Origin of the sequence: Stenotrophomonas sp. SMYL20 (assembly GCF_036320045.1) — a bacterium.
Lineage (GTDB): Bacteria > Pseudomonadota > Gammaproteobacteria > Xanthomonadales > Xanthomonadaceae > Stenotrophomonas > Stenotrophomonas maltophilia_A.
The window spans coordinates 1-21,948 of the sequence record NZ_JAWIRT010000014.1 but is presented as its reverse complement, the minus strand read 5'-3'; the positions used below and the strand labels follow the sequence as shown (position 1 = coordinate 21,948).

Sequence of the window (21,948 nt, the reverse complement as noted above, 5' to 3'; positions counted from 1 at the left end):
GGCGGCTTACCAGCGGTGGGTCAGCGACATGGACAGGAAGCGGCCCAGCGCTGTCGCATTGGTGGGGTCGTAGCCGGTGTTGATGCTGTTGACGATGAACGGCGGATCCCGGTCGAACAGGTTCTGCACGTTGAACGCAAGCGATGTGCCACGCTGCGGGTCCGCCGATGCACCGAAGTGGTAGGCGAGGTTCAGATCTACGGTCGTCCAGGAGCTGACGTGGGGCCGGGCGACATTGGCGGGGTCGCGATAACTGTCCACGTAGTTCACGAAGATCCCCGCCGCGGCCTGCTGCCGGCTGAGCGTGATGCCGCCGCGCATCTTGAGGTCCACCGGGTAGTACACCGAATTCACCGCATCCACCTCGGGCGACGTACTGGTCACGCGCCGCTTCGACTCGATGATGTACTGCCCGGCCAGGTTCAGCCCGATGTGGGTCTGGCCGGCATCGAAGCCATAGGATCCGCTGAAGTCGACACCACGCTGCCGGGTGAAGGCGTTGTTGCGGAAGCGGTTGTCGAGGATCACCTGGCTGTTGGTTTCGTCCATGCCTGGCGGCAACGCATACGGCCCCACGCGCGAGACGAACAGGCCCAGCCCCGATACGCCCAGCTGGCGTGCCTGCTGGATCTGCTGCTGCGTGGGATTGGTGGTCAGGATGTCTGCGTAAGGTGCGGTGGACTGCAGGAACAGCGACGGGAAGCTGCCGCCGAAGCCGCTGCCGATACGGTCGGCGTATTCGATGTGGTAGTAGTTCGCATCGATCTTGAGCCCCGGCAGCGACGGCGGCGCGAACGAGAAACCGCCGGTCCAGGTCTTGGCCCGTTCGGGGCCCAGATCGGGATTGCCATTGGAGAGCATCATCAGGATGGTGTTGCCATTGGCTGCACTCGGGTTGGGCACGTTCGCCACCACCACGGTGTTGTTCAACTGCATGTCCTGGTACACCGGCGCCCGGTAGGAGCGGCCGTAGCTGGTGCGGAACGAAAGCCCCTGGGTCGCCTCCCACAGCAGGCCGAACTTGGGGTTCAGCGTGGAACCGAAATCGCTGTAATCGTCATAGCGCGCTGCCGCAGTGAAGGACAGGCTGCGCACGCCCGGCATGTCCTTCAGCAGCGGGATGTTGAGCTCGCCGAAGACGGACCTGATCGTTCGATGCAGATCGAGTGGCTTTTCCAGGCCGCGGTGATCGATCAGTTCATAGCCATCGCGGCGGTAGCCCGCGCCGAATGCCGCGCGAACCCCACCGGCGGGCAGGCTGAACAGCTCACCGTCGGCGACCAGGTCCAGGTAACGCGATTCGGAGTTGGTATTGGTGGGCGGCGCGGTACTGGCCGAGCTGCCGGTGATGGTGGTGCGCTGATAGGACACATCGCTCCTGCCGAACCCCGAATCCAGGCGCGCCTGCCACTGACGCGGAAGGTCCAGTGTCAGGCCGGCGAACAGGTCGAACTGGCGCGTGTGCGGGAACAACCGGGTTTCGTCGGCCGTGCCGGAAATGGTGGTGTCCATCTCGCGCTTGGCGAACGAGCCGGTCACGTTCAGGGTCAGCACATCGCTGAGCTGCTGCACGCCGTCCACGTACAGGCTGTGGCGCTTCGAACCGGGGTAGAGGTCGTACGGCTTGACCCGCACGTTCTTCGAGAAATCCTTGTCCACCGCCGGCAGGTTGCTCTGCTTCAGGAACTCGTAGCTGGCCAGCACATGGCCACCATCCCACGACCAGCCTGCCGACTGCGAGGCCTGGTATTCCTCCATGCCGCCGGTGGTCACTGCGCCGTAACGCACAGCGGTCTCATACCCGGTGAAGTCGCGGCGCAGGATGATGTTGACTACACCGCCGACCGCATCGGTGCCATAGATGGCCGAGGCACCATCGGTGAGGATCTCCACGCGTTCCACCGCACTCAGCGGTATCAGCGAGACATCCACGTACTGGTAGCGGTTCGACGAGGTCACGCGGTGGCCGTTGATCAGGGTCAACGTGGTGCCGGTTCCCAGGCCGCGCAGGTTGATGGCGGTGCCCTGGCCGAAGTTGTTGCCGGTATCGCGGTCGACGCCAAGGTTGGCGACGTTGGCACCATTGGCGCCACCGCCGAAGTTCTGCGGCAGTTTCTCGAACAGCTGCTGCACGGTGGCCACGCCGGTGCGGTCGATGGCCTCCTTGTCGATCACGATCACCGGCGAGGCGCCTCCGCCAATGGCATCGCGGATGTTGCTGCCGACCACCAGCACCTTGTCCAGGGTGGCGGTCGGCGCCTCGGGCGCTGCGCCTGCGGCCCGCGAGCGCCGGGCATCGCCGGGGTTCTGGGCGATCGCAGGCACGCTGGCCAACAGTGCAGCGGCAATGCTGAGGGCCATGAGCGCGCGTGGCATGGCAGCGGATACGTTCGTCATTCCCCGGTCCATCGATCCCATCCGAAAGTGGCCTGCGACGTGGCTACGTCGCTCCTGAATAGATATGTTATAGCATATCATTCTGGGGTTGAGTCCACGCCGGAACCAGGCCGATGAAGAAGACTGCTGTTCCGCCGCCCGTCGCTGAAATCCTGGGCACGTACTGGAAGGCTGACCGCAGGCTGCTGCTGCTCATCGCCGGCAGTGTCGTGCTGTCCAGCCTGGCCAATGTTGCGGCGCCCTATCTTTTCTCACGCCTGATCGACCGTCTGCCCATCGACGGGGTCGGCGCTCTCGCGAGCGGCTTCCTGCTGTATGCGGTCATGCTTGGCGCTGGCAGCGCCCTGCAGAACACCGTGCAGTACCTGTCGTTCCTCAGCGGCGAGAATCTTGGCTTCATCACCAGTACCCGCTACTTCGCCCGTCTGCTGAAGAAGACCAACAGCTTCTTCCTGGAGTACAACGCCGCCGAGCTGCAGGTTGCAGGGGAGAAAGGCCGTGGCGCGCTGAAGATCGTGGTGCAGCTGGGGCTGGTGGCCTTCATTCCCAGCGCGCTGCAGATCCTGCTGACGCTGATAACGCTGGGTGCGTTGATCAACCTGCAGGTGGTGGCCATCGTGCTGGCCTACGGCACGGTAGCCGTCACGCTTTCCGCCATCGCTACCCGGCGCGCACGCATCCATCGCGAAGCTGCGGTCGAGGCCGGCCAGCAGAACGCGCGCTTCGTCGGCAATGCCATGAATGCCATGGAGACGCTGCGCCAGTTCGGCGGCAGCGCCTGGATGGTGCAGCGCTTCGAGCAGAAGGCCCAGGAGGTGCGCGACAGCTGGCGCGCCTACGTACTACAGCGGATCGGCTTCATTGCGCTGCTGGGCATCGGCCTGGCGGTCGAGTTCATCGTTACCTTCCATCTGTTGCTGCCGCGCTACCAGAGCGGCGGTCTGAGCGTCGGCGACATCGTCCTGTTCAATCTGCTGCTGCTCCAGCTCAACATGCCGTTCGAGATGATCGCCCGTTCGATCGATGACGTCGCGCGCTCGTGGAGCATGCTGGCTCCGCTTTCCACCTTGTGGGCGGCGCCCGAGGAGCAGCAGGTGGCCGATGCCCAGCGCTTTGCGGGTGAAAACGGCCGGCTGGCGTTCGAGCGGGTCAGCCACCGCTATGGCAACGGTCGCGGGGTAAGCGATGTGTCCTTCGAGGCCGAACGTGGCGGCATCAATTTCCTGATCGGGCCGACCGGGGCAGGGAAGTCGACGCTGTTCAAGCTCGCCCTGAAATCGATCGATCCCCAGCGTGGCCGGATCCTGGTCGATGGCCTTGACCTGTCCCTGATCGACCGTGCGGCCTGGCATGCCGCTGTCGCGGTGGTTCCGCAGGATGTCATCCTGCTCAACGAAAGCCTGGCCGACAACATCCTGTTGGGGCGCGCACGCGATGATGATCGGCTGCAGCGTGCCGCACGCAAGTCTGCGATCCTGCCGTTGATCGAGGCGCTGCCCGAGGGCCTTGAAACCACCGTGGGCGAGCGGGGCCTGAAGTTGTCCGGCGGGGAGCGCCAACGCATCGCGATTGCCCGTGCACTGTATGGCGAGCCGGCGATTCTGTTCCTGGACGAGGCCAGCTCCGCGCTGGATGAGGCCACTGAACGCGAGATCATGGACCATATCCGCGCACTGGCGAACGATGTAACCGTAGTGGCCATCACCCATCGGCGCGGTATCGTGAGCCCGACTGACCGGGTGATTGATCTCAGGGGCGATGCTTAGGGCCAGGAGGCGCTCCGCAGCCAGCGTGTTCGCCTCCACAATCGGCTATCGTGAGCGCTCTTTCCTGATCGCCCTTCAAGCGCCAACGCATGGAAGCCACTTCGATGACCGTTCGAAACAGACGTTGGTTTCATGCCTTCGTCGTGTCCGTCGTACTCCTTGGTGCCGGATGCACGGGCGGGAAGGCGCCATCGAAGGAACCGGGGGCAGAGATCGACGAGGTTGCGCAGACCCTGATCGAGCAGCCCTTGCTGCACTCGGCCTCCATTGGCGTGGTGTATCGGGGCAGGACCTTCATCCGCCATCGCGGCGATATGGTGGCCGGTACAGCCGGCGCGCCGACCGATGCCACGCTTTATGAGATCGGCTCACTGAGCAAGACGCTGGCCGGCACCTTGATGGCCAATGCGGTGCTGGAAGGCAGGGTGGGCCTGGAGGATGACGTTCGCACGTACCTGCAGGGCGACTATCCCAACCTGCAGTACCAGGGCCAACCCATCCGCGTCCGCCACCTGCTGTCGCACACCAGTGGCCTGCCGAACATGCTGCCGGAGCGCGCGAACACGGTACTGGAGGACTTTACCGATCACCGCACGCCGGGCGAGCTCAATGCGCTCTACGCGCGCTACGGCAAGCCGGATTTCCTCCGGGACCTGCACGCTGTGCAGATCCCGCGGATGCCAGGCAAGGAGTACGCCTACTCCAGCGCAGGGACCGAGCTGGCGGCGCATGTTCTGGAGGTGGCCTACAAGACCGACTACGCGTCACTGCTGCGTGGCTTCTTCAGCGACTCCGCGGCGATGACCGGCCTCCGGATCAGGCTGGATGATGCCGAAGCGCCGCGGTTGGCGGCCGGCTATCACAGCGACAATCCCGTACCGACCACGCCGATGCCGCAGTTGCCATGGGGCGCTTCCGGAAACGTCAAAGCAACCGTCCCGGACATGGTGAAGTACCTTCGGTTCCAACTGGCCAATGGGCCGGTGGTAAAGGAATCGCATCGCGCCCTGGCCAGATTCGACGACGAGTTCAGCATCGGCTACTTCTGGAACATCGTCGCCGGCGATCGCCAGAAGGGCGTCTACTATGCCCATCACGGTGGCGTACCGCGCTCACAGTGCTACATCTACATCATGCCCGAGCACGATCTGGGCATCTTCGTGATCACCAACCAGAGTGGCGACCAGACCGCGCATGCCATGGAAGCGGCGATCGATGCCCTGGTCGGGAAGATTGCTGCAGGCAAGACCCCATAGTCCGGGTGGCGCCCGGCAGCCCCCGGCTAGAGCAGCAACAGTGCCCCGATCAGCGCAGGCGGCATCACCAGCGCGCCGACGCGCAGGAAGTCGAGCGCGCTGACATGCTCGCCCTCGCGGCGCAGCGCCACCAGCCACAGCATCGTGGCCAACGAGCCGGTCACCGACAGGTTGGGGCCCAGGTCCACGCCGACCAGCAATGCGGCGCGCGTCTGCGCCGGCAGGTCGGCCATCTGGCCCAGCGAGCCTGCGGCGAGGCCGACCGGCAGATTGTTGGCCACGTTGCTCAGCAGCGCGGCCGCGGCACCGGCCAGCCAGCTGGCCCGGTGTGGCGATGCCTGCGCCACGGCCTGCAGCGCGCTGGCCGCCGCCTGGATGACACCGGTCTGTGCCACCGCTTCCACCAGCACGAACAGGCCGGCCACCAGCGGCAGTACGCCCCATGACACATGGCGCAGCAGCGGCAACGGGCTGCGTCGTTGGCGCATCGCCACCAGTGCCACACTCAGCGTGCCTGCGCAGAACGTGGCCAGGCCGAGTGGGCCGTTCAGTGCGGAGGTCACCAGCAGCACGGTGCCGGTGAACAACACGCCCAGCGCGCTCAGCCGCCCGCCTTCGGTCAGCGGGCGATGCGCCGGCGCCGCCACCAGCGGCTGCGCGATCTCGCGCCGATGCACCCAGCGCAGCACCAGATAGGTGGCGCCGATCGCGGCCAGCGACGGCAGCGCGAACTGTGCCAGCCACTGCATCAAGGGCGGCATGTGCTGGCCGTACACCACCAGGTTGGCCGGGTTGGAAATGGGCAGCACGAAGCTGGCCGCATTGGCGATGAACGCACAGACGAACAGATAGGGCAGGGGGTTGGCACGGGCCGCCTTGCAGGCGGCGTAGACCGCCGGGGTCAGCACCACCGCCGTGGCATCGTTGGAAAGGAACACGGTCACCAGCGTGCCGACCAGGAACACCAGGTCGAACAGGCGTCGTCCCGAGCCACCCGCATGGCGGACCGCGTACAACGCCAGCCAGTCGAACAGGCCTTCGCGCCGGGCCAGCTCGGCCAGCACCATCATGCCGACCAGGAACAGATAGACATCGCGGCCCTCGGCCACCGCGTGCAAGGTCGTGCCGAGCGACACCGCTCCCAGCAGTGGAAGCAGAAGGGCAGCCCCCAGTGCCCACACATATTCCGGAATGCGGAACGGCCGGAACAGCAGGCCGACGGTGGCAACGACCACGGCCGCCCAGATGAGGAAAGAGGAGTAGGAAACGAGCATCGGGCGGGGGGTCTCAGCGGCGCCGACGCGTACCTCGCAGGAGCGCGCCCGCTGCAATCACGGTGGTTCGGGGAAGGCGGCATCATACCCTGCGAGCCGCACCTGGGCTGTAGCGCCGAGCCCAGGCTCGGCTGTTTGCCGCGTGCCGCTGGCACGCACGCTCCGCGAACGTTTTCTTCGGGCGTTCTTCACCACCACCCCGCATAAGGTGGGAGCCATTCAAGGCGTTGCGGTGGACTCAACGATGTTCGAATACCAGGACTGGACCTTCAACGCCAATGGCCGAACCCTGGTGGCCCGGGTGGAACTGGATGGCGACGGCGGCGGCACCATCAACCGTTACCGGCTGTCCCCCGGGCCTGCCCAGTCCGGGCTGTGCATCAAGGTGGCCTCGCAGGAGGAAGCCGCCAAGAGGCTCGAAACCGAGGTGGAGAAACTGCTCGGCCCAGAGTGGTAAAGAGGGCTTCGCTGCGGCAGAAGCGTTGTGAGGTTGCCAGCGCCACTCCGCAATCTCAGTCCATGCGACGGCCGACCGTATTCTTCCGGCCATGCATTCGCCCTCCAGCCCTCCCGATTTCATGACGGCCCGCCGGCCCTCCGGCTGGGTGCAGAGCGGTGACCGCTGGGACCTGTGGTGGAACGGCCGCTGCGTGGCCAACATCGTGCCGCATGCCGTGCTCGGTGTCCGCCTGTTCCTCGACGCGCGGAAAATGTCACAGACCAAGGTGGTGGCTGCCCCAAATGCGCGGCAGGCCAAGCGCTACGCCGAACGCTGGTGCGCCGCCCGGCTCTGCCCGCAGTTGCGGTTGCGCGATGCGGTGGCGCGGCTGTTGGATGCCGGTACTCCACCACCTTCCGCGCTCACGCGGGAGCAGCGGCAGCAGGCCCGCCGCCTGGCCGAGGCCGGGTCGCGCGAGATGGGCCGGATCAAGGAGGCGCTGGCGCTGAGACGGACCCCTGCGATGTCGCGAGCGCAGGAGCAGGCACGCCCGCTACCCAGATAGAACCTCGGCCACGTGGTCCTGCGCGCACCTATAATGCCGCCCCCGGCCCCGATCACTTGCTGATCAAGGCACCTGCCGGGTCTACCTGCGGCATCCATCTGGAGTTGATCAAGAATGCAGACGTTCACGGAAGAATGGATTGGCGCCCTGCGGCGCGTCGCACTCTGTGCGGGACTGGCTGCCCTGGCCTGCAGCACGCCTGCGCTTGGCAATGACAACGCAGCCGAGCGGGATCGCGTGATGGCTGCGGCGAAGACCGGCAACGCGGAAGCCCAGAATGAACTTGGGGACAGGTATCTGCGCGGCGCAGGCGTCGACAGGGACGCAGCGAAGGCAGCGGACTGGTACCGCAAGGCGGCCGATCAGGGCTATGCGCCGGCACAGTCCATGCTGGGTGTGCTGTATCTGCGAGGCAATGGCGTGCCGAAGGATTCCGCTCAGGCCCTGCACTGGGTACGCAAGGCTGCCGATCAGGGCAATGCGGACGCACAGTCCGATCTCGGGATCATGTACCTGCAGGGCCTGGGCCCGCAGCAGGATGATGCCCAGGCTGTCCTGTGGCTCCGCCGAGCCGCTGAACTCGGCTCGCCGGCCGGGCAGTACAGCCTTGCCAATCTCTATCAGAAGGGACGCGCCGGCCTCACGAAAGACGAGGCCCAGGCCATGCAGTGGTATGCCAGGGCAGCCGTGCAGGAGCTCGGCCTAGCGGGAGTCAAGGAGGCCCGTCTGGAGCTGTGCCTGAATCGCAAGGAGAACGAGGTGTGGTGTGCCGAGATGGACACGCCCGGCGCGTTTGGCCCGGTTGAAGCATTCACAGCGGCTGCCGATGGCGGTGATGTGGAGGCGCAGACCAGGCTCGCCCTGATGTATGCCAAGGGTATCAGCGTACAGAAGGATGAAGCCCGATCCGCCGACCTGTATCGCAAGGCGGCAATGGCGGGCTACGCGCCTGCACAGGCCGAGCTGGGATACCTGTACTCCATCGGGCATGGGGTGCCCAAGGACCAGGATGAGGACATCTACTGGACTTGTGAGGCTGCAGCGCAGGGAAATCGCAGGGCGATCCGCAATCTGGCCATCAAGCAGACCTACGATCTGTTCGATCCGAAGGAGTGCCCCGAGCGACGCGCGCGCAAGCGCTGAGTGCCGATGCGTCCGGACCCCGCATAGAGGTCCGGACGCTGATCTCTTTCAGCGACTACGCCGAGAGCTCCTCACGCACCATCCTGGCCCCTTCGCTGAGCGCACGCAGCTTGCCCCGTGCCACGTCACGGGCCAGCGGCGCCATGCCGCAGTTGGTGCTCGGGTAGAGCTTGTCGGCGTCCACGAACTGCAGCGCCTTGCGCAGAGTGTTGGCCACTTCCTCGGCCGTCTCCACCGTGCTGGAGGCCACGTCGATGGCGCCCACCATCACCTTCTTGCCGCGCACCAGCTCGATCAGATCGATCGGCACGTGCGAGTTGTGGCATTCCAGCGAGATGATGTCGAGGTTGGAGGTCTGCAGCTTCGGGAACGACTCTTCATACTGGCGCCACTCCGAGCCCAGCGTCTGCTTCCAGTCGGTGTTGGCCTTGATGCCGTAGCCGTAGCAGATGTGCACGGCGGTCTCGCACTTCAGTCCTTCGATCGCACGCTCCAGTGCGGCCACGCCCCAGTCGTTCACTTCGTCGAAGAACACGTTGAAGGCGGGCTCGTCGAACTGGATGATGTCGACGCCAGCGGCTTCGAGCTCCCTCGCTTCCTCGTTGAGGATCTTCGCGAATTCCCAGGCCAGCTTCTCTCGGCTCTTGTAGTGCGCGTCGTACAGGGTGTCGATCATGGTCATCGGCCCGGGTAGTGCCCACTTGATCGGCTGCGTGGTCTGCCGGCGCAGGAACTTCGCATCCTCCACGAACACCGGCTTGGGGCGGCTCACGGCGCCGACCACGGTCGGCACGCTGGCGTCGTAGCGGTTGCGGATGCGCACGGTTTCGCGCTTCTCGAAATCGACGCCGTTGAGGTGCTCGATGAACGTGGTAACGAAGTGCTGCCGGGTCTGCTCACCGTCGCTGACGATATCGATGCCGGCGTGCTGCTGTTCCTGCAGGGACAGGCGCAGGGCATCCTGCTTGCCTTCGGTCAGTCCTTCATCCTGCAGCTTCCAGGGCGACCAGAGCTTTTCGGGCTCTGCCAGCCAGGAGGGCTTGGGCAGGCTGCCGGCGGTGGAGGTAGGGAGCAGTTTCTTCGTCGACATTGCGTTCTGTGTCCTGGGGCGAATGGAGAATCGGTAAATCAGCGGGCAGTCCACTGCTCAAGCACGGCGCGATACGGCTTGATGAAGTGCTCTTCGGTGAATTTGCCCTGCTTGACCGCCAGCTGACTGCGCTCTTCGCGGTCGTAGACGATGCGGGTGGAGGAGTAGTCCTGGTGCTTCAGGCTGGGCTGGTAGACCTTGCCGGCCACGGAATTGGCGTTGTAGATCTCCGGCCGGTAGATCTTCTGGAATGCCTCCATCGTGCTGATGGTGCCGATCAGTTCCAGGTTCGAGTAGTCGCCCAGCAGGTCGCCCTGGAAGTAGAACGCCAGCGGCGCGACGCTGCCCGGCGGCATGAAATAGCGCACCTGCAGGCCCATCTTGTCGAAGTACTGGTCGGTGGGGGAGAACTCGCCCTGGCGATACTCCACGCCCAGGATGGGATGGTGGTTCTCGGTACGATGGTAGGTCTTGCTGCTGGAGACGCTGATGCAGATCACCGGCGCCTTGCTGAAATTGGCGCGGTAGGCCTCCGATTCCAGGAAGTGCTGGAACAGCTTGCCGTGAAGATCACCGAAGCCTTCCGGAATGCCGAAGGTGGCCTTTCCCTCGTTGCTGGCCGGCAGTACCACGCTGAAGTCGTAGTCGCGCACATAGGACGAGAAGTTGTTGCCGACGATGCCCTCGGTGCGCGCGCCGGTGTGCGTGTCGACAATGGTCGGGCGCAGCACTTCGATCAGCGGGAACGGATCGCTGCCATCGGCTCCATCGATGTGCATCTCCACCGAGATGATGTCCAGCTCAACGGCGTAGCGGTCCGCACTCGGGTTGTCCCAGTGCGCCAGGTCGTTGAAGCGGTTGTTGATCATGCTGATCGTGTTGCGCAGGTTCTCCCGGCGGGACTCGCCGCGAGCGAGGTTGGCGAAGTTGGTGGTGATGCGCGTGCCGTCAGCGGGCTGGTAGTCCTCGTTGAAAGGGATGCGCGTGATGCTGAAGGTGAAGTTCTCGGTCGTCATGGGCGGCGTTCCGGGTTGCGGAGGTGACATCCGAATGCGGGTCGCTGGCATTCGGCATTCAAAGGACTGCAGCGGCCTCGGCAGTGGCAGGCGCTGCGCGATGGGACAGGGCAAGCAGGGGCATCGCCCGCTGCACCGCCAGCCGTGCGCGCTGGATCAGAGCGTCGTTGTGCACGCGGCCCTCGGCGAAATCGCGGTCGGTGGCGTAGACGCCGAGGGGTAGGGTGCGCGCCTGGAAGAAGCTGAAGAGCGGCCGCAGCTGATGATCGATCACCAGTGCGTGGCGCTCGCTGCCGCCGGTGGCGGCCAGCAGGATGGGGGTGTCGACCAGCGCATCCTGGTGGATGAAATCGAAGAAGTGCTTGAACAGGCCGGTGTACGAGCCGCGGTAGACCGGCGTGGCCACCACCAGTACGTCTGCCTGTTCAACGGCCACCAGCTGCCGCTCCACAGCCTCGGGCAGCTGCGAGCGCCACAGCGCACCGGCCAGCTGCGGCGCCAGTTCGCCCAGCTCGATCAGGTGCGGCTCGCAGGCAACGTCCTCGCCGATCAGGTCCAGCAGGTACTCGGCCAGGGTTGCAGCCCTGGAGGGGCGCTGCAGTCCGCCTGAAACGGCGACGATACGGAGGGGGCGGGTCATCTGTTCGCTTTCAGCAGGGGAGGGGCTCCTTCGGGCAATCTGCGGGGGCGCAGTCCTGCAGGCCGGCGAGGTGACCGGGCTGGCAGGCAACCGAAGGCATGACCCGATCCTAGCCATGCCCTTCCATGACGTAAAATGGTATTACTTCACCAATCCATGAGCGGGATTCATCGTCATGCTGGAACGGATCCACCTCAGCATCGTGCAGCAGGTCGAGCAGCAGGGCTCGCTGACCGCTGCCGCCGGCGTACTCAACCTGACCCAGTCAGCCCTGAGCCACAGCATGAAGAAACTGGAACAGCAGCTCGGCACCGATGTCTGGCTGCGCGAAGGCCGCAGCCTGCGCCTGACCCAGGCCGGGCAGTACCTGCTGGCGGTGGCCAACCGCGTGCTGCCGCAGCTGGACCTGGCCGAAGAGCGGCTGGGCCAGTTCGCACAGGGCGAGCGCGGCGCACTGCGCATCGGCATGGAATGCCATCCCTGCTACCAGTGGCTGCTGAAGATCGTCTCGCCCTACCTGGCCGCCTGGCCGGACGTGGATGTGGACGTCAAGCAGAAGTTCCAGTTCGGTGGCATCGGCGCGCTGTTCGGCTACGAGATCGACCTGCTGGTCACGCCCGATCCGCTGCTGAAGCCGGGCCTGAAGTTCGTGCCCGTCTTTGACTACGAGCAGGTGCTGGTGGTGGCCAAGGGCCATGCACTGGCCAAGGTGGACCACGTAAAGCCGCGCCAGCTCGGCCAGGAAGTGCTGATCAGCTACCCGGTACCGTTCGAGCGCCTGGATATCTACAACCAGTTCCTGCTGCCGGCCGGCATTACGCCGCGGCGCCACAAGACCATCGAAACCACCGACATCATGATGCAGATGGTGGCCAGCGGCCGTGGTGTGGCCGCGATGCCGCGCTGGCTGGTGGAGGAGTATGCCGCGCGCATGGACGTGGTGCCGGTGCGCCTGGGGGCGAAGGGCATTCCCAAGCAGATCTACCTGGGCGCGCGCGAGGCGGATACGGGTATCGACTATCTGCAGGCCTTCGTCGAGCTGGCGCGGAACAGCACGCCGATCGCCGGCAATGCAGGCGGAGCCCGTTGATGCCCGCACCTGGATCGCAGCGGGCGGACGCCTTCATCGACGCGTTTTCTCTGGAAGTGAGCGCGAAGGCCATGCCGGCACTGCGCGCGGAAGCGGAGCGCATCGCTCCGGGAACGACGATCTCGATCCCTTACCTGGCGAGCGAGGACGACGACGCCCGGCTGGCGGCCGCGCGCACGGTGCGCGAACTCGGCTTCGAGCCGATGCCGCATCTCTCTGCCCGCCGCATCGGGTCGCGTGCGGCACTTGAGCGGTTCCTGGAACGCGCCGCCAGCGAAGCGGGGGTAGAGACGTGCCTGCTTATCGCGGGTGATCTTTCCACGCCCGCAGGTCCGTATGCCGACAGTACTTCGATCATCGAGACTGGCCTTCTTGAACGTTGCGGCATCAAGGTTGTTGCCATGGGCGGGCATCCGGAAGGGCATCCGGTGATGACCGCCGAGGATCGATGGCGCGTGTTGGAACGCAAATGCCAGGCCATCGAAGTGCAGGGCATGGCGCCGTTGATCATCACCCAGTTCGCCTTCGATGCCGATATCGTGCTGGCCTGGCTGGATGCGCTGCGCGCCCGTGGCATCACGGTGCCAGTGCTGGTGGGCGTGCCGGGGCCGGCCAGCATTGCGCGGCTGGCGCGCTACGCCGCGATGTGCGGCGTGGGTGCCAGTGCATCGATGCTGGCGCGGTACGGCATCTCGATCGGCCGGCTGCTGGGAACGGCAGGGCCGGAGGTGTTCATGGATCGCCTGCTGAGTGGGCTGACGGACGCCCATGGCCCGGTCAGCCCGCACTTCTTCCCGTTCGGTGGCATTGCGCCATCACTGGGCTGGATAGAGCGGTACCGGCGGCGCACGTCGGCCGCCAGCGTTTGATGCTCTATCGATGATCGCGTGGCTGGGCCCTTCAGCCCGGCAGTTCGCACTTCATCTTGCCGTCCACGTAGTACGGCTTGGGTACGTTTGGGTTCTCGCTGGTCTTCTCGAAGACCACCTCGAAGGAAGCCGCATCGGGCGAGCCCTTGCGGTCGGTGCACGCGTCCTGCAGCTTCTTCTTGACCGCCGCGATGCCCGCATCGCGATTGGCGCCGTCGGCGCTGTTGGTCAGGTTCACGCTCTCGGCGGAGGCCAGGGGGCTCAGTGCCAACAGGCAGCCGGTCAACATCAGGGTGCGCAGCTTGGTCATGGTCATACCTCGTGGGTCTGCAATGAGGTCCCAGCATAGAGGCAGGCTGTTAAAGGCCCGTGGCCGCCCCGGTTTCGTAGCCGGTTCTGCGGCATTCGTCGTCGAACACGTGAGGTTGGTCGGACGTTTTCCCTTCGCGGGAGGTGTTCGGCTAGGCTGCAGCGACTGACCGCAAGGATGAAGGCCCCCATGATCCGCTGGCTGTTCCTCGCGCTTGCCGCGCTGCCGCTCGCTGCCGGGGCCGTGGTCATCCGCCACGACGTGGACGATGCCCGCTACCGGATCGAGGGATCAGAATTTCCCGCCCTGGCCGACATGCCGGGTGAAGGGCAGGGCGTTCTGATCGCCCCACAGTGGGTGCTGACGGCAGCGCATGCCGCACCGATGGAAGGGATGGGGCTGACCATCGCCATCAACGGCAGGGACTACGGCGTGGAGCGCGTGTTCGTGCACCCCGGCTACAGCAGAATGCCTGACGCATTGGGCAAGGAGGCTATGGCAACGGGAAGCCCGGCGAAGATCCACGCGTTCCTGGCCGGATCGGATGACATTGCGCTGATCAGGCTCACAGCCCCAGTGAGCGACGTGCAGCCCGTGGCGCTGTATCGCGGCAGCGCCGAGGTCACGCAGATCGCCGCCTTGATCGGGAAGGGCGCCACTGGCAATGGTGCGATGGGACTGGTGCCGGGCGGACCGCATCGCACTACGCTGCGGCGGGCATACAACGCGATTACCGGCGGCAATGATCGCTATCTCTGGTATCGGTTCGATGCCCCGCCACAGGGCCTGCCGCTTGAAGGTGTGCTCGGTAACGGGGACAGCGGCGGCCCATTGCTGATCAAGGATCACGGCGTCTGGCAGCTGGTGGGGCTGGGCTCCTGGATCACCGCGGTTCCCGAGCATGCCCTTGAGGCCGGCTTCTACGGGCAGGTGGTGCACAACGTTCGGGTATCGCGCTATGTGGGTTGGATCGAGAGCGTCCTGAGTGCGCCCGATTACCGCCCAGTAACACCCGAAGACTGACAGCTGTCACTGGCTGCAACCCGGGCGGAAGCGAATAGTGGGCGCCAAGGCGAGGGCACCTCGCCACCAACCACCAAGGCGACCGCTCATGAACATGCTCCAGCAACTCACCACGCAGACGCCGATCTGGGTCTGGCTGCTCCTGGCGTTCCTGGTCACGCGTGGCATCGCCGCCATGAAACCGGGTGAGACTTCGTTACAGAAGCTGGCGATCGTGCCCGTCCTGTTCGCCGTGTGGGGCGCGTGGTCGATCAGTCATCGCTTCGGCGCCTCGCTGACCGCCTGGGGCGAGTGGTTGGTCGGCATCGGCACCGGGGCAGCACTGGGATGGCTGCTGCTGGGCCACGTGAAGCTGACCCTGGATGGCGCTACCGGAAAGCTCTGGCGCAACGCGGACTTCAGCCTGCTGCCGCTGCTGCTGATCACCTTCCTGGTGAAGTACGGCTTCGAAGTCGCATTTGCGGTGTCGCCGTCGCTGACCGCCAACGCCGGCTTCAGCGCCGCCTACCTGCTGCTGGCAGGCGGATTCACCGGCCTCTTCATCGGCAAGTACTGCCGCTATCTGGCCTCGTTGCGACTGGACGCAGCGGGGAAGGGGCTGGAGGTCGCAGGCTGAATCCCACTCCGCCGTGATGCATCACATTAATAGCCCGGGAGGGTAGTGCCGACTGCTGGCCGGCACCCCATGTCCCTACAGGCTCCAATCAACCCGCATGCCGGCGATCAACGCATTCGGCAGGTCCCGCTGGCGGGCAGGTTCGTTGAACTGGTCCGGATGCACGATGTAGTGCAGGTTCGGTGCGATCCGGAGCTGCGGGGTGAGCTGGATGCCATAGCTCAGTTCCATCATGACCTGGCTCCCGTGCGGCGTGCCGCTACCGCCTGCCGCGGCGCGGGCAAGGCGCAGGTTCTCCAAGGCGATGCCGCTGTACTTCTGCTGGGTCACAACGAAAGCGATGCTGTCCTGCGGCCGGCCGGCGAACGTGCCTTTCTGCACCACGCCCGCCTGCAGGAAATGATCCTCGATCAACTGGCCGGAGGTGCCCTTGAGCGCCGCACCGAACAGGGTCAGGCCGCGCCCGGCACCATCCCCGGTGAGTTGCTGCTCGAAGCGGGCGAACACCCCGGAACGGCCACGGCGGTTCGCATAGTCCTGGCCGCTGAGCAGCGCCGGGGCGCCGTTGGCATCGCGCAGCGGATCCAGATAGGTCGAGTTGTCCTGCCAGCCACCGAGTTCGTAGCGGGCTTTCAGTCGTGCCGAAGCAGGGCTGCGCCAACCGAGCGTATAGGGCACGATCCAGCCGGTGGCCTGACTGGTACTCCATTTCAGGCCGTGCTGGCCGTCCTCGGCCTGGCTGGGGTCGACCTGGTAGGCACCGACGCGCACATAGACATCGGGCGTCACCCAGGCCGTGGCATCGGCCATCCAGCTCGATACCGGCCACCAGGTGAAATTGCTGGTGCGGAACACGTAGGTCGGGTTGCCGCAGGCCGAATTACCCTGGAAGTACTGGCACAGCTCCGAACCGAGGTGATGGATGTTGGCCACGCTGCGCCCGGCTTCCAGCACCAATCGGTCGTTCAGCAGTTTCTGTTCAAGCGTCAGGTTGGCCAGGCGCGTGCCCTGGCCGCCGTAGATTTCCTGCACCGAGGTGCTGTTGCCAGTGCTGCTGTTGGCCAGGTTGGTGCCATGGCGGTTGATACCGTAGGCCTTGATCGTCGCGCCCCGCCATCCAAACGCAGCATCCAGGTTCACGTCGGCGCCGAACATCAGCTGGCCGGCATACGCCGTGCCGCTGCGCTTGCCGCCGTCGAGCGTGGCAGCTGCTTCACCGGTGTACGCCAGCTTGGGGGTGAAAACGTCGCTCGTGCCGGCGGCTGCGGCCACGGACGGCAGGGCCAGCAGGATCGCTACCGGCAACAGGCGGCGGGAAGAGCAGATCATGGGCGAGGTTCCTTTTACAGGGTGGGAGCCGTGACCGGCTTCTTGAGGACGCGCAGCGCGACCGCGGTGACGGCCACGCCGGCCACCAGCGCTATCAGGTAGATGCCAAGGTGGGTGACCGCATTCGGGATCGGCAGCACGAACACCCCGCCGTGCGGCACCTTCAGCTCGACGCCTGCGGCCATCGAGATCGCACCGGCCACGGCAGAGCCAAGGATCAGCGCTGGAATGGTGCGCAGCGGATCGCGTGCGGCGTAGGGGATCGCACCCTCGGTCACGAAGCTGAGGCCGAGCACGCCCGCGGCACCGGCCGTGCCACGCTCCTCGGCAGTGAAGCGGTTGCTGAACAGCCACGTTGCCAGTGCGATGCCCAGCGGCGGCGTCATGCCGCCGATCATCGTCGCGGCCATCGGCGTATAGACCTGGCTGGAGATCAGTGCGGTGGAGAATGCATAGGAGGCCTTGTTGACCGGCCCGCCCATGTCCACCGCCATCATTCCGCCCAGCAGCAGGCCGAGCAGGATCGCGCTGCTGCCCTGCATGCCGCGCAACCAGTCGGTCAGCCAGGCCAGCAGTCCGGCGACCGGGGTGCCGATCACATACATCATCAGCAAGCCGACCAGCAGCGTGCCCAGCACCGGCAGGATCAACACCGGCTTGAGGCCTTCCAGGCTGCGCGGCAGGCGCAGCGCACGATTGATCCAGTGCACACCGTAGCCGGCGATGAAGCCGGCCAGGATGCCGCCGATGAAGCCCGCATCCATGTTGACTGCCACCAGTCCGCCGATCATGCCCGGCGCGATACCCGGGCGATCGGCGATGGAGTAGGCGATGTAACCGGCCAGCGCCGGCACCATCAACATGAAGCCGGACTTGGCGCCGATCTGGAACAGCGACCAAGCCAGCGTGCCCTTGTGTGCATCGTCGAAGGCATAGATGCCGCCGAGCGCGAACGCCAGTGCGATCAGCAGGCCACCGGCAGTGACGAACGGCAGCATGAACGACACGCCGGTCATCAGGTGCTTGTAGGGACCGGTGACCTTGGCCTTTTCGGTGGTGCGGCCTGAAGCCGCCGTACCCGCCTGCACGCTGGCCTCGGCCAGCGCCTTGCGGATCAGGCTCTGGCCGTCATTGATCGCCGGCTTGGTGCCGCTCTTGAACAGGCGTTTGCCAGCAAAGCGTGACAGATCGACTTCGCGGTCGGCGGCGATCAGCACCAGGTCGGCGGCAGCGACTTCTTCGTCGCTCAATGCGTCCTGCGCGCCGACCGAGCCCTGGGTTTCCACCCGGATCGCGTGGCCCAATGCCTTGGCGGCTTGCTGCAGGCCTTCGGCCGCCATGAACGTGTGGGCGATGCCGGTCGGGCAGGAGGTAACGGCGACGATGTGCTTGCTGGCGTCCGGGGCGGGCGCGGTTCCGGACGTCGCGGCAAGCTGCGCCAGCACGGCAAGCGGGTCGTCCAGCACCTCACCGAGGCTGGCGCGTACGATCTGGGCGCTGCCGAAGCGCGCGGCATCCGCCTCGCCGTCACCCACCAGCAGCAGCTGCGTTGCGGCGGCGGCCTGCGTGGCGGGCAGTGCCCCGGTCACGCCCTGGTCGCTGCGAATTTCGATCGCCAGTTCAGCGCCTTGCTGGCGGGCGGCGCGGCGCAGCGCTTCGGCGGCAAGAACCGCCTCGATGCTGCGTTCGCCGGCGGCGATGACTACGGTGGAAGCTTGCATGGGCGCTCCTGGAATTCTTCGGGTTCGTCCTTGCAGGAGGGGGCGGGCCAGCCGCAGCTCCCTCTGCAGGGGTTTCAATCCAACCGCTCGATCAGTACATCGCCGGTCCACGCGCGCACCTGCGCCGGGTCCAGTCGTCGCGCGTCGCCGCTCTCCAGCCGGCTCATCGAGAACGCCGTCGCCAATCGGGCGCAACCCGTCAGATCCAGGGAGGGCTCCAGCAAGGCGGCGGCAATGCCGGCGACCATGGCATCGCCAGCACCGACCGTGCTGCCGCGTGCCAGTCGCGGCGGTCGCGCGATCAGGGCGCCGCTGCGATCAATGAACAACGCGCCGTCGGCGCCCATCGAGATCGCCACAAGCGCAACTCCGCGTTCAACCAAGGCGTGGCCTGCGGCCCGCAGGGCGCTGCGATCCGGCAGCGGCGTACCGGTCCAAGCCTCCAGTTCGTGGCGGTTGGGCTTGATCGCGTAGGGCAGTGCGCCCTGTGCGCCGCTCAATGCGGCGGCCAGCGCGTCGCCACTGGTATCGAGCAGTACGCGCGCACCGGCGGCGCTCGCCTGCGCCTGCAGTCTCGCCCATGCATCGGCTGGCAGCCCGGACGGCAGGCTGCCGGACAGCACCACCGGCAGGTCCGGCTGGAGCAGGGCGTCGAGTCGGCGCGATACCGCGTCCAGATCGGCATCACGCAGTGACAGGCCGGGCAGGTTGATGTCGGTGGTCTCGCCGTTGGCCTCTTCGACCAGCTTGATGTTGGTGCGGGTGCGGCCCGCAATGCGCAGGCAAGCGTCTGCGATGCCGCGCTCGGCGAACAACGCGCTGAACACGCCGCCGTTGCCATTGCCGAGCACGCCCATCGCGGTGGTCGGCACGCCCCAATCGGCCAGGCAGGCGGCCACGTTGATGCCCTTGCCACCGGCGTCGTCGCGGGAACTGCGGGCGCGATGCACGTGACCCGGTTGCAGGTGCGCCAGCCGCACGGTCTGGTCGATCGCCGGGTTCAGGGTAATGGTGACGGCACGGGCGCTCACGCGCGCGCTCCATCAAGGGCGCGCACCTGCTCTGCGGTTTCGCAGTCCAGCGCGGTAGTGGCCAGCGCTTGCAGATCGGCCATCGCGTTGCCACGCAGGCGTGCCTTCACCGCTGGGATGTCGTTCGGGGTCATCGACAGTTCGTCCACGCCCAGGCCGGCCAGCAGCATTGCGCCAAAGGGATCCCCCGCCAGGCCGCCGCAGACCCCAACCCAGCGCCCATGCAGGCGTGCGCCTTCCACCGTGGCGCGGATCGCGCGCAGCACGGCCGGGTGCAGGCTGTCGGCCTCGGCGGCGAGTTCCGGGTTCTGGCGGTCGATCGCCAGCACGTACTGGGTCAGGTCGTTGGTGCCGATCGAGAAGAAGTCGGCATGGCGCGCCAGTACATCGCTCTGGGCTGCTGCGGCAGGGACTTCAATCATGATCCCGATCGGCACGTCGGGTGCCTCAAGCGCGGCGCGCAACCGTTCGCAGATGGCGCGCAGTGCGATCAGCTCGGGCACCGAGGTGATCATCGGAAACATGATGGACAGGCGTGCGCCGTCCTTCGCCGCGCGATACAGCGCACGCAGCTGTGGTTCCAGCAGGTCGGGGCGGCGCAGCAGCAGGCGCGCGCCACGCACGCCGAGGAACGGATTTTCCTCGCGTGGCAGCTCCAGGTGAGCGACCTGCTTGTCGCCACCGATATCGAGCGCGCGCACGATCAGCGGGCGGCCGTCGAGTGCCTTGGCCATCGCCACGTACGTGGCGTACTGCTCATCCTCGCTGGGCGTGCTCCCGCGCTCGAGGAACAGGAATTCGGTGCGCATCAGGCCGACGCCTTCCGCGCCCTGCTCCAGTGCCAGCGGCACCTGCTCGGGCAGGTTGACGTTGGCGCCGATGTCGATGCGGTGGCCGTCAGGGGTCTGTGCCGGCTGCGCGCGTTGCGCCGCTTCACGCTCGCGAATCTGCTGCTGTTCGGCGATCCACGCACGGGCCGAGGCGAGATCGGCCTCGGACGGAGACAGATAGAGGCGCCCGCTGCTGCCATCGATGATCGCCTCGCGGCCCGGGCTGATCGCCAGCAGCTCCGCGCCCGCGGCGACCAGCGCCGGCAGGCCCAGCGTGCGCGAGAGGATCGCGGTGTGCGAGGTCGGCCCGCCCAGCGCGGTGGCGAGGCCAAGCACGCGACCGGTATCGAGGTTGGCCGTGTCGGAGGGCGACAGATCAGCAGCGAGCAGGATGCAAGGATGTGCAGGCAGGTCGGCAAGGCCGCCACCCGCCGCGGACGGATCAAGCTGTGCCAGTACGCGCCGGCCCACGTCACGCAGGTCGGCGGCGCGCGCGGCCAACACCGGGTTGCCCAGGGCAGCCAGCCCGGAGGCGATCTGCTCGATGGCCTTGTGCCAGGACCATGCAACGCCATGGCCTTCGACCATCAGCTGGCAGGTACGGGTAATCAGATCGGTGTCGTCGAGCAGCGCGGCCTGCGCCTTGAAGATTGCCGCATCCGAGGCGCCGAGCCGACGCTGGGTGTCGTCCTGCAGTGCAGCCAGCTGCTGGCGGGTGCGGCTGAGCGCCTCCTGCAGGCGTGCGCCGCCTTCGCCGAGCGGGGTGGGGCGGTCAGCAACGTCGGCATGCGTGCTGGCCAGCACATGCACCGGGCCGATCGCCAGGCCTGGGCTGGCGCCGATGCCGACGATCGCCGCCTGTGCGTCGGGCGGATTCCAGCCCGCAACCGGCGCGGCCTTGCGCTGCGCCGCGCGCTCGGCATCGGCCCTTTCCTGTGCCACCAGCCCGTCCATGACCTTGCGCAGCGCGGCCAGCAAGGCAGGGGCATCGGCGCCCTCAGCAGACACGCTGACCGCGTCGCCATGGCGCAACCCGAGCTGCAGCAGCGCCACCAGGCTCTTGGCATCGGCAGCCTGATCGCCCGCTCGGACCTGTGCGCGGGCCGCGAAGCCGCGCGCTGTTTCGGCCCAGCGCGTGGCCGGGCGTGCGTGCAGCCCGTTGGGATAGGCGATGGTCCAGTCGAAACGGTCGGCCAGGTCAGTCACCGGCACATTGGGGGCCGTGGTCGCAACATCGCCGGCCAACGCGCTGATGATCTCGCTCGCATCTGCAGTGGTGAACAGGCGCTGCAGCGTTGCGTCATCCTGGATCAGTCGGGTCAGCCGGCGCAGCAGGGTGATGTGGGTATCGGACTGGGCGGCAATGCCGACCACCAGGCGGGTGACCTGGCCCGGATTCCACTCCACGCCTTCCGGAAACTGCAACACGGCAATGCCATCGCGGCGCACCAGGTGGCGGTCCTCGCCCAGCCCGTGCGGAATGGCCACGCCGTGGCCGAGGAAGGTGTTCGCCAACGCCTCGCGACGCCCCATGCTGGCCTCG

Annotated in this window: 18 protein-coding genes and 1 pseudogene; 9 read left to right on the top strand and 10 right to left on the bottom strand. The window is 66.3% G+C overall.

Features of this window, described 5'->3' with window-relative positions:
- Nucleotides 1-6: 6 nt before the first annotated feature.
- Nucleotides 7-2,397, bottom strand: a complete 2,391-nt coding sequence (locus tag V3B48_RS12210) for a TonB-dependent receptor (RefSeq protein WP_329892928.1) — start codon at nt 2,395-2,397, stop codon at nt 7-9.
- Nucleotides 2,398-2,510: 113 nt separating this feature from the next.
- Here V3B48_RS12210 and V3B48_RS12205 point away from each other — a divergent pair, with 113 nt between their 5' ends.
- Nucleotides 2,511-4,163 carry an ABC transporter ATP-binding protein gene (locus tag V3B48_RS12205; RefSeq protein ID WP_329892929.1) on the top strand — a complete coding sequence of 551 codons (1,653 nt, stop codon included), beginning with the start codon at nt 2,511-2,513 and terminating at the stop codon, nt 4,161-4,163.
- Nucleotides 4,164-4,252: 89 nt separating this feature from the next.
- Complete coding sequence (locus V3B48_RS12200) at nt 4,253-5,419, top strand: serine hydrolase domain-containing protein (RefSeq protein ID WP_329892930.1); 1,167 nt, start codon at nt 4,253-4,255, stop codon at nt 5,417-5,419.
- Nucleotides 5,420-5,445: 26 nt separating this feature from the next.
- On the opposite strand, the gene V3B48_RS12195 is transcribed toward V3B48_RS12200, so the two are convergent.
- Nucleotides 5,446-6,693 carry an arsenic transporter gene (locus V3B48_RS12195; RefSeq protein WP_329892931.1) on the bottom strand — a complete coding sequence of 416 codons (1,248 nt, stop codon included), beginning with the start codon at nt 6,691-6,693 and terminating at the stop codon, nt 5,446-5,448.
- Nucleotides 6,694-6,835: 142 nt separating this feature from the next.
- Here V3B48_RS12195 and V3B48_RS12190 point away from each other — a divergent pair, with 142 nt between their 5' ends.
- The 3 genes and pseudogenes from V3B48_RS12190 (at nt 6,836) to V3B48_RS12180 (ending at nt 8,840) form a co-directional block, all read left to right on the top strand.
- The gene (locus tag V3B48_RS12190) at nt 6,836-7,150 is read left to right on the top strand and encodes a hypothetical protein (RefSeq protein ID WP_239506091.1); all 315 of its coding nucleotides are present in this window, start codon (nt 6,836-6,838) and stop codon (nt 7,148-7,150) included.
- A 91-nt stretch (nt 7,151-7,241) separates the two neighbouring features.
- Nucleotides 7,242-7,634: pseudogene (locus V3B48_RS12185) on the top strand (hypothetical protein); the annotation flags it as partial.
- Nucleotides 7,635-7,811: 177 nt separating this feature from the next.
- Entirely contained in the window at nt 7,812-8,840 is a 1,029-nt protein-coding gene (locus V3B48_RS12180; RefSeq protein ID WP_329892932.1) for a tetratricopeptide repeat protein, read from the top strand.
- 55 nt (nt 8,841-8,895) lie between these two features.
- On the opposite strand, the gene V3B48_RS12175 is transcribed toward V3B48_RS12180, so the two are convergent.
- From V3B48_RS12175 to msuE, 3 genes are read right to left on the bottom strand one after another with little or no spacing between them, the layout of a single operon-like run.
- Nucleotides 8,896-9,930, bottom strand: coding sequence for a methionine synthase (locus V3B48_RS12175; protein WP_329892933.1), 1,035 nt, complete (start codon nt 9,928-9,930; stop codon nt 8,896-8,898).
- A gap of 38 nt (nt 9,931-9,968) precedes the next feature.
- A complete protein-coding gene (locus V3B48_RS12170; RefSeq protein WP_329892934.1) occupies nt 9,969-10,946 on the bottom strand; it encodes a DUF1852 domain-containing protein in 978 nt (325 codons plus the stop codon).
- A gap of 58 nt (nt 10,947-11,004) precedes the next feature.
- The gene (msuE, locus tag V3B48_RS12165) at nt 11,005-11,586 is read right to left on the bottom strand and encodes an FMN reductase (protein WP_125893154.1); all 582 of its coding nucleotides are present in this window, start codon (nt 11,584-11,586) and stop codon (nt 11,005-11,007) included.
- Between the two features lie 175 nt (nt 11,587-11,761).
- Between msuE and V3B48_RS12160 the strand changes: the two genes are divergently transcribed.
- On the top strand, nt 11,762-12,676 hold the full coding sequence (locus tag V3B48_RS12160; RefSeq protein WP_032127269.1) for a LysR family transcriptional regulator: 915 nt from the start codon (nt 11,762-11,764) through the stop codon (nt 12,674-12,676).
- Nucleotides 12,676-13,545, top strand: a complete 870-nt coding sequence (locus V3B48_RS12155; protein ID WP_329892935.1) for a methylenetetrahydrofolate reductase — start codon at nt 12,676-12,678, stop codon at nt 13,543-13,545. The genes V3B48_RS12160 and V3B48_RS12155 overlap by 1 nt, the downstream gene beginning before the upstream one ends.
- Before the next feature lie 31 nt (nt 13,546-13,576).
- On the opposite strand, the gene V3B48_RS12150 is transcribed toward V3B48_RS12155, so the two are convergent.
- A complete protein-coding gene (locus tag V3B48_RS12150) occupies nt 13,577-13,855 on the bottom strand; it encodes a hypothetical protein (protein WP_329892936.1) in 279 nt (92 codons plus the stop codon).
- Between the two features lie 189 nt (nt 13,856-14,044).
- Between V3B48_RS12150 and V3B48_RS12145 the strand changes: the two genes are divergently transcribed.
- Nucleotides 14,045-14,878 (top strand): trypsin-like serine protease, encoded by an 834-nt coding sequence (locus V3B48_RS12145; protein WP_329892937.1) that lies wholly within the window; start codon nt 14,045-14,047, stop codon nt 14,876-14,878.
- 88 nt (nt 14,879-14,966) lie between these two features.
- Nucleotides 14,967-15,494: a DUF6622 family protein gene (locus V3B48_RS12140; RefSeq protein ID WP_329892938.1), complete on the top strand. Its 528-nt coding sequence runs from the start codon at nt 14,967-14,969 to the stop codon at nt 15,492-15,494.
- A gap of 75 nt (nt 15,495-15,569) precedes the next feature.
- On the opposite strand, the gene V3B48_RS12135 is transcribed toward V3B48_RS12140, so the two are convergent.
- The 4 genes from V3B48_RS12135 to ptsP form a co-directional block, all read right to left on the bottom strand.
- Nucleotides 15,570-16,823, bottom strand: a complete 1,254-nt coding sequence (locus tag V3B48_RS12135) for a carbohydrate porin (protein ID WP_329892939.1) — start codon at nt 16,821-16,823, stop codon at nt 15,570-15,572.
- 14 nt (nt 16,824-16,837) lie between these two features.
- The gene (locus tag V3B48_RS12130; protein ID WP_329892940.1) at nt 16,838-18,544 is read right to left on the bottom strand and encodes a fructose-specific PTS transporter subunit EIIC; all 1,707 of its coding nucleotides are present in this window, start codon (nt 18,542-18,544) and stop codon (nt 16,838-16,840) included.
- 74 nt (nt 18,545-18,618) lie between these two features.
- The gene (gene pfkB, locus V3B48_RS12125; protein WP_329892941.1) at nt 18,619-19,575 is read right to left on the bottom strand and encodes a 1-phosphofructokinase; all 957 of its coding nucleotides are present in this window, start codon (nt 19,573-19,575) and stop codon (nt 18,619-18,621) included.
- The coding region (gene ptsP / locus V3B48_RS12120; protein WP_329893809.1) for a phosphoenolpyruvate--protein phosphotransferase at nt 19,572-21,948 on the bottom strand (2,377 nt) is incomplete at its 5' end. The genes ptsP and pfkB, both read right to left, overlap by 4 nt.

What these genes read in the sequence shown, in the direction of transcription:
- V3B48_RS12210 (WP_329892928.1), bottom strand. Translation starts at nt 2,397, where the DNA reads ATGACGAACGTATCCGCTGCCATGCCACGCGCGCTCATGGCCCTCAGC.
- V3B48_RS12205 (WP_329892929.1), top strand. Translation starts at nt 2,511, where the DNA reads ATGAAGAAGACTGCTGTTCCGCCGCCCGTCGCTGAAATCCTGGGCACG.
- V3B48_RS12200 (WP_329892930.1), top strand. Translation starts at nt 4,253, where the DNA reads ATGGAAGCCACTTCGATGACCGTTCGAAACAGACGTTGGTTTCATGCC.
- V3B48_RS12195 (WP_329892931.1), bottom strand. Translation starts at nt 6,693, where the DNA reads ATGCTCGTTTCCTACTCCTCTTTCCTCATCTGGGCGGCCGTGGTCGTT.
- V3B48_RS12180 (WP_329892932.1), top strand. Translation starts at nt 7,812, where the DNA reads ATGCAGACGTTCACGGAAGAATGGATTGGCGCCCTGCGGCGCGTCGCA.
- V3B48_RS12175 (WP_329892933.1), bottom strand. Translation starts at nt 9,930, where the DNA reads ATGTCGACGAAGAAACTGCTCCCTACCTCCACCGCCGGCAGCCTGCCC.
- V3B48_RS12170 (WP_329892934.1), bottom strand. Translation starts at nt 10,946, where the DNA reads ATGACGACCGAGAACTTCACCTTCAGCATCACGCGCATCCCTTTCAAC.
- msuE (WP_125893154.1), bottom strand. Translation starts at nt 11,586, where the DNA reads ATGACCCGCCCCCTCCGTATCGTCGCCGTTTCAGGCGGACTGCAGCGC.
- V3B48_RS12160 (WP_032127269.1), top strand. Translation starts at nt 11,762, where the DNA reads ATGCTGGAACGGATCCACCTCAGCATCGTGCAGCAGGTCGAGCAGCAG.
- V3B48_RS12155 (WP_329892935.1), top strand. Translation starts at nt 12,676, where the DNA reads ATGCCCGCACCTGGATCGCAGCGGGCGGACGCCTTCATCGACGCGTTT.
- V3B48_RS12150 (WP_329892936.1), bottom strand. Translation starts at nt 13,855, where the DNA reads ATGACCAAGCTGCGCACCCTGATGTTGACCGGCTGCCTGTTGGCACTG.
- V3B48_RS12145 (WP_329892937.1), top strand. Translation starts at nt 14,045, where the DNA reads ATGATCCGCTGGCTGTTCCTCGCGCTTGCCGCGCTGCCGCTCGCTGCC.
- V3B48_RS12140 (WP_329892938.1), top strand. Translation starts at nt 14,967, where the DNA reads ATGAACATGCTCCAGCAACTCACCACGCAGACGCCGATCTGGGTCTGG.
- V3B48_RS12135 (WP_329892939.1), bottom strand. Translation starts at nt 16,823, where the DNA reads ATGATCTGCTCTTCCCGCCGCCTGTTGCCGGTAGCGATCCTGCTGGCC.
- V3B48_RS12130 (WP_329892940.1), bottom strand. Translation starts at nt 18,544, where the DNA reads ATGCAAGCTTCCACCGTAGTCATCGCCGCCGGCGAACGCAGCATCGAG.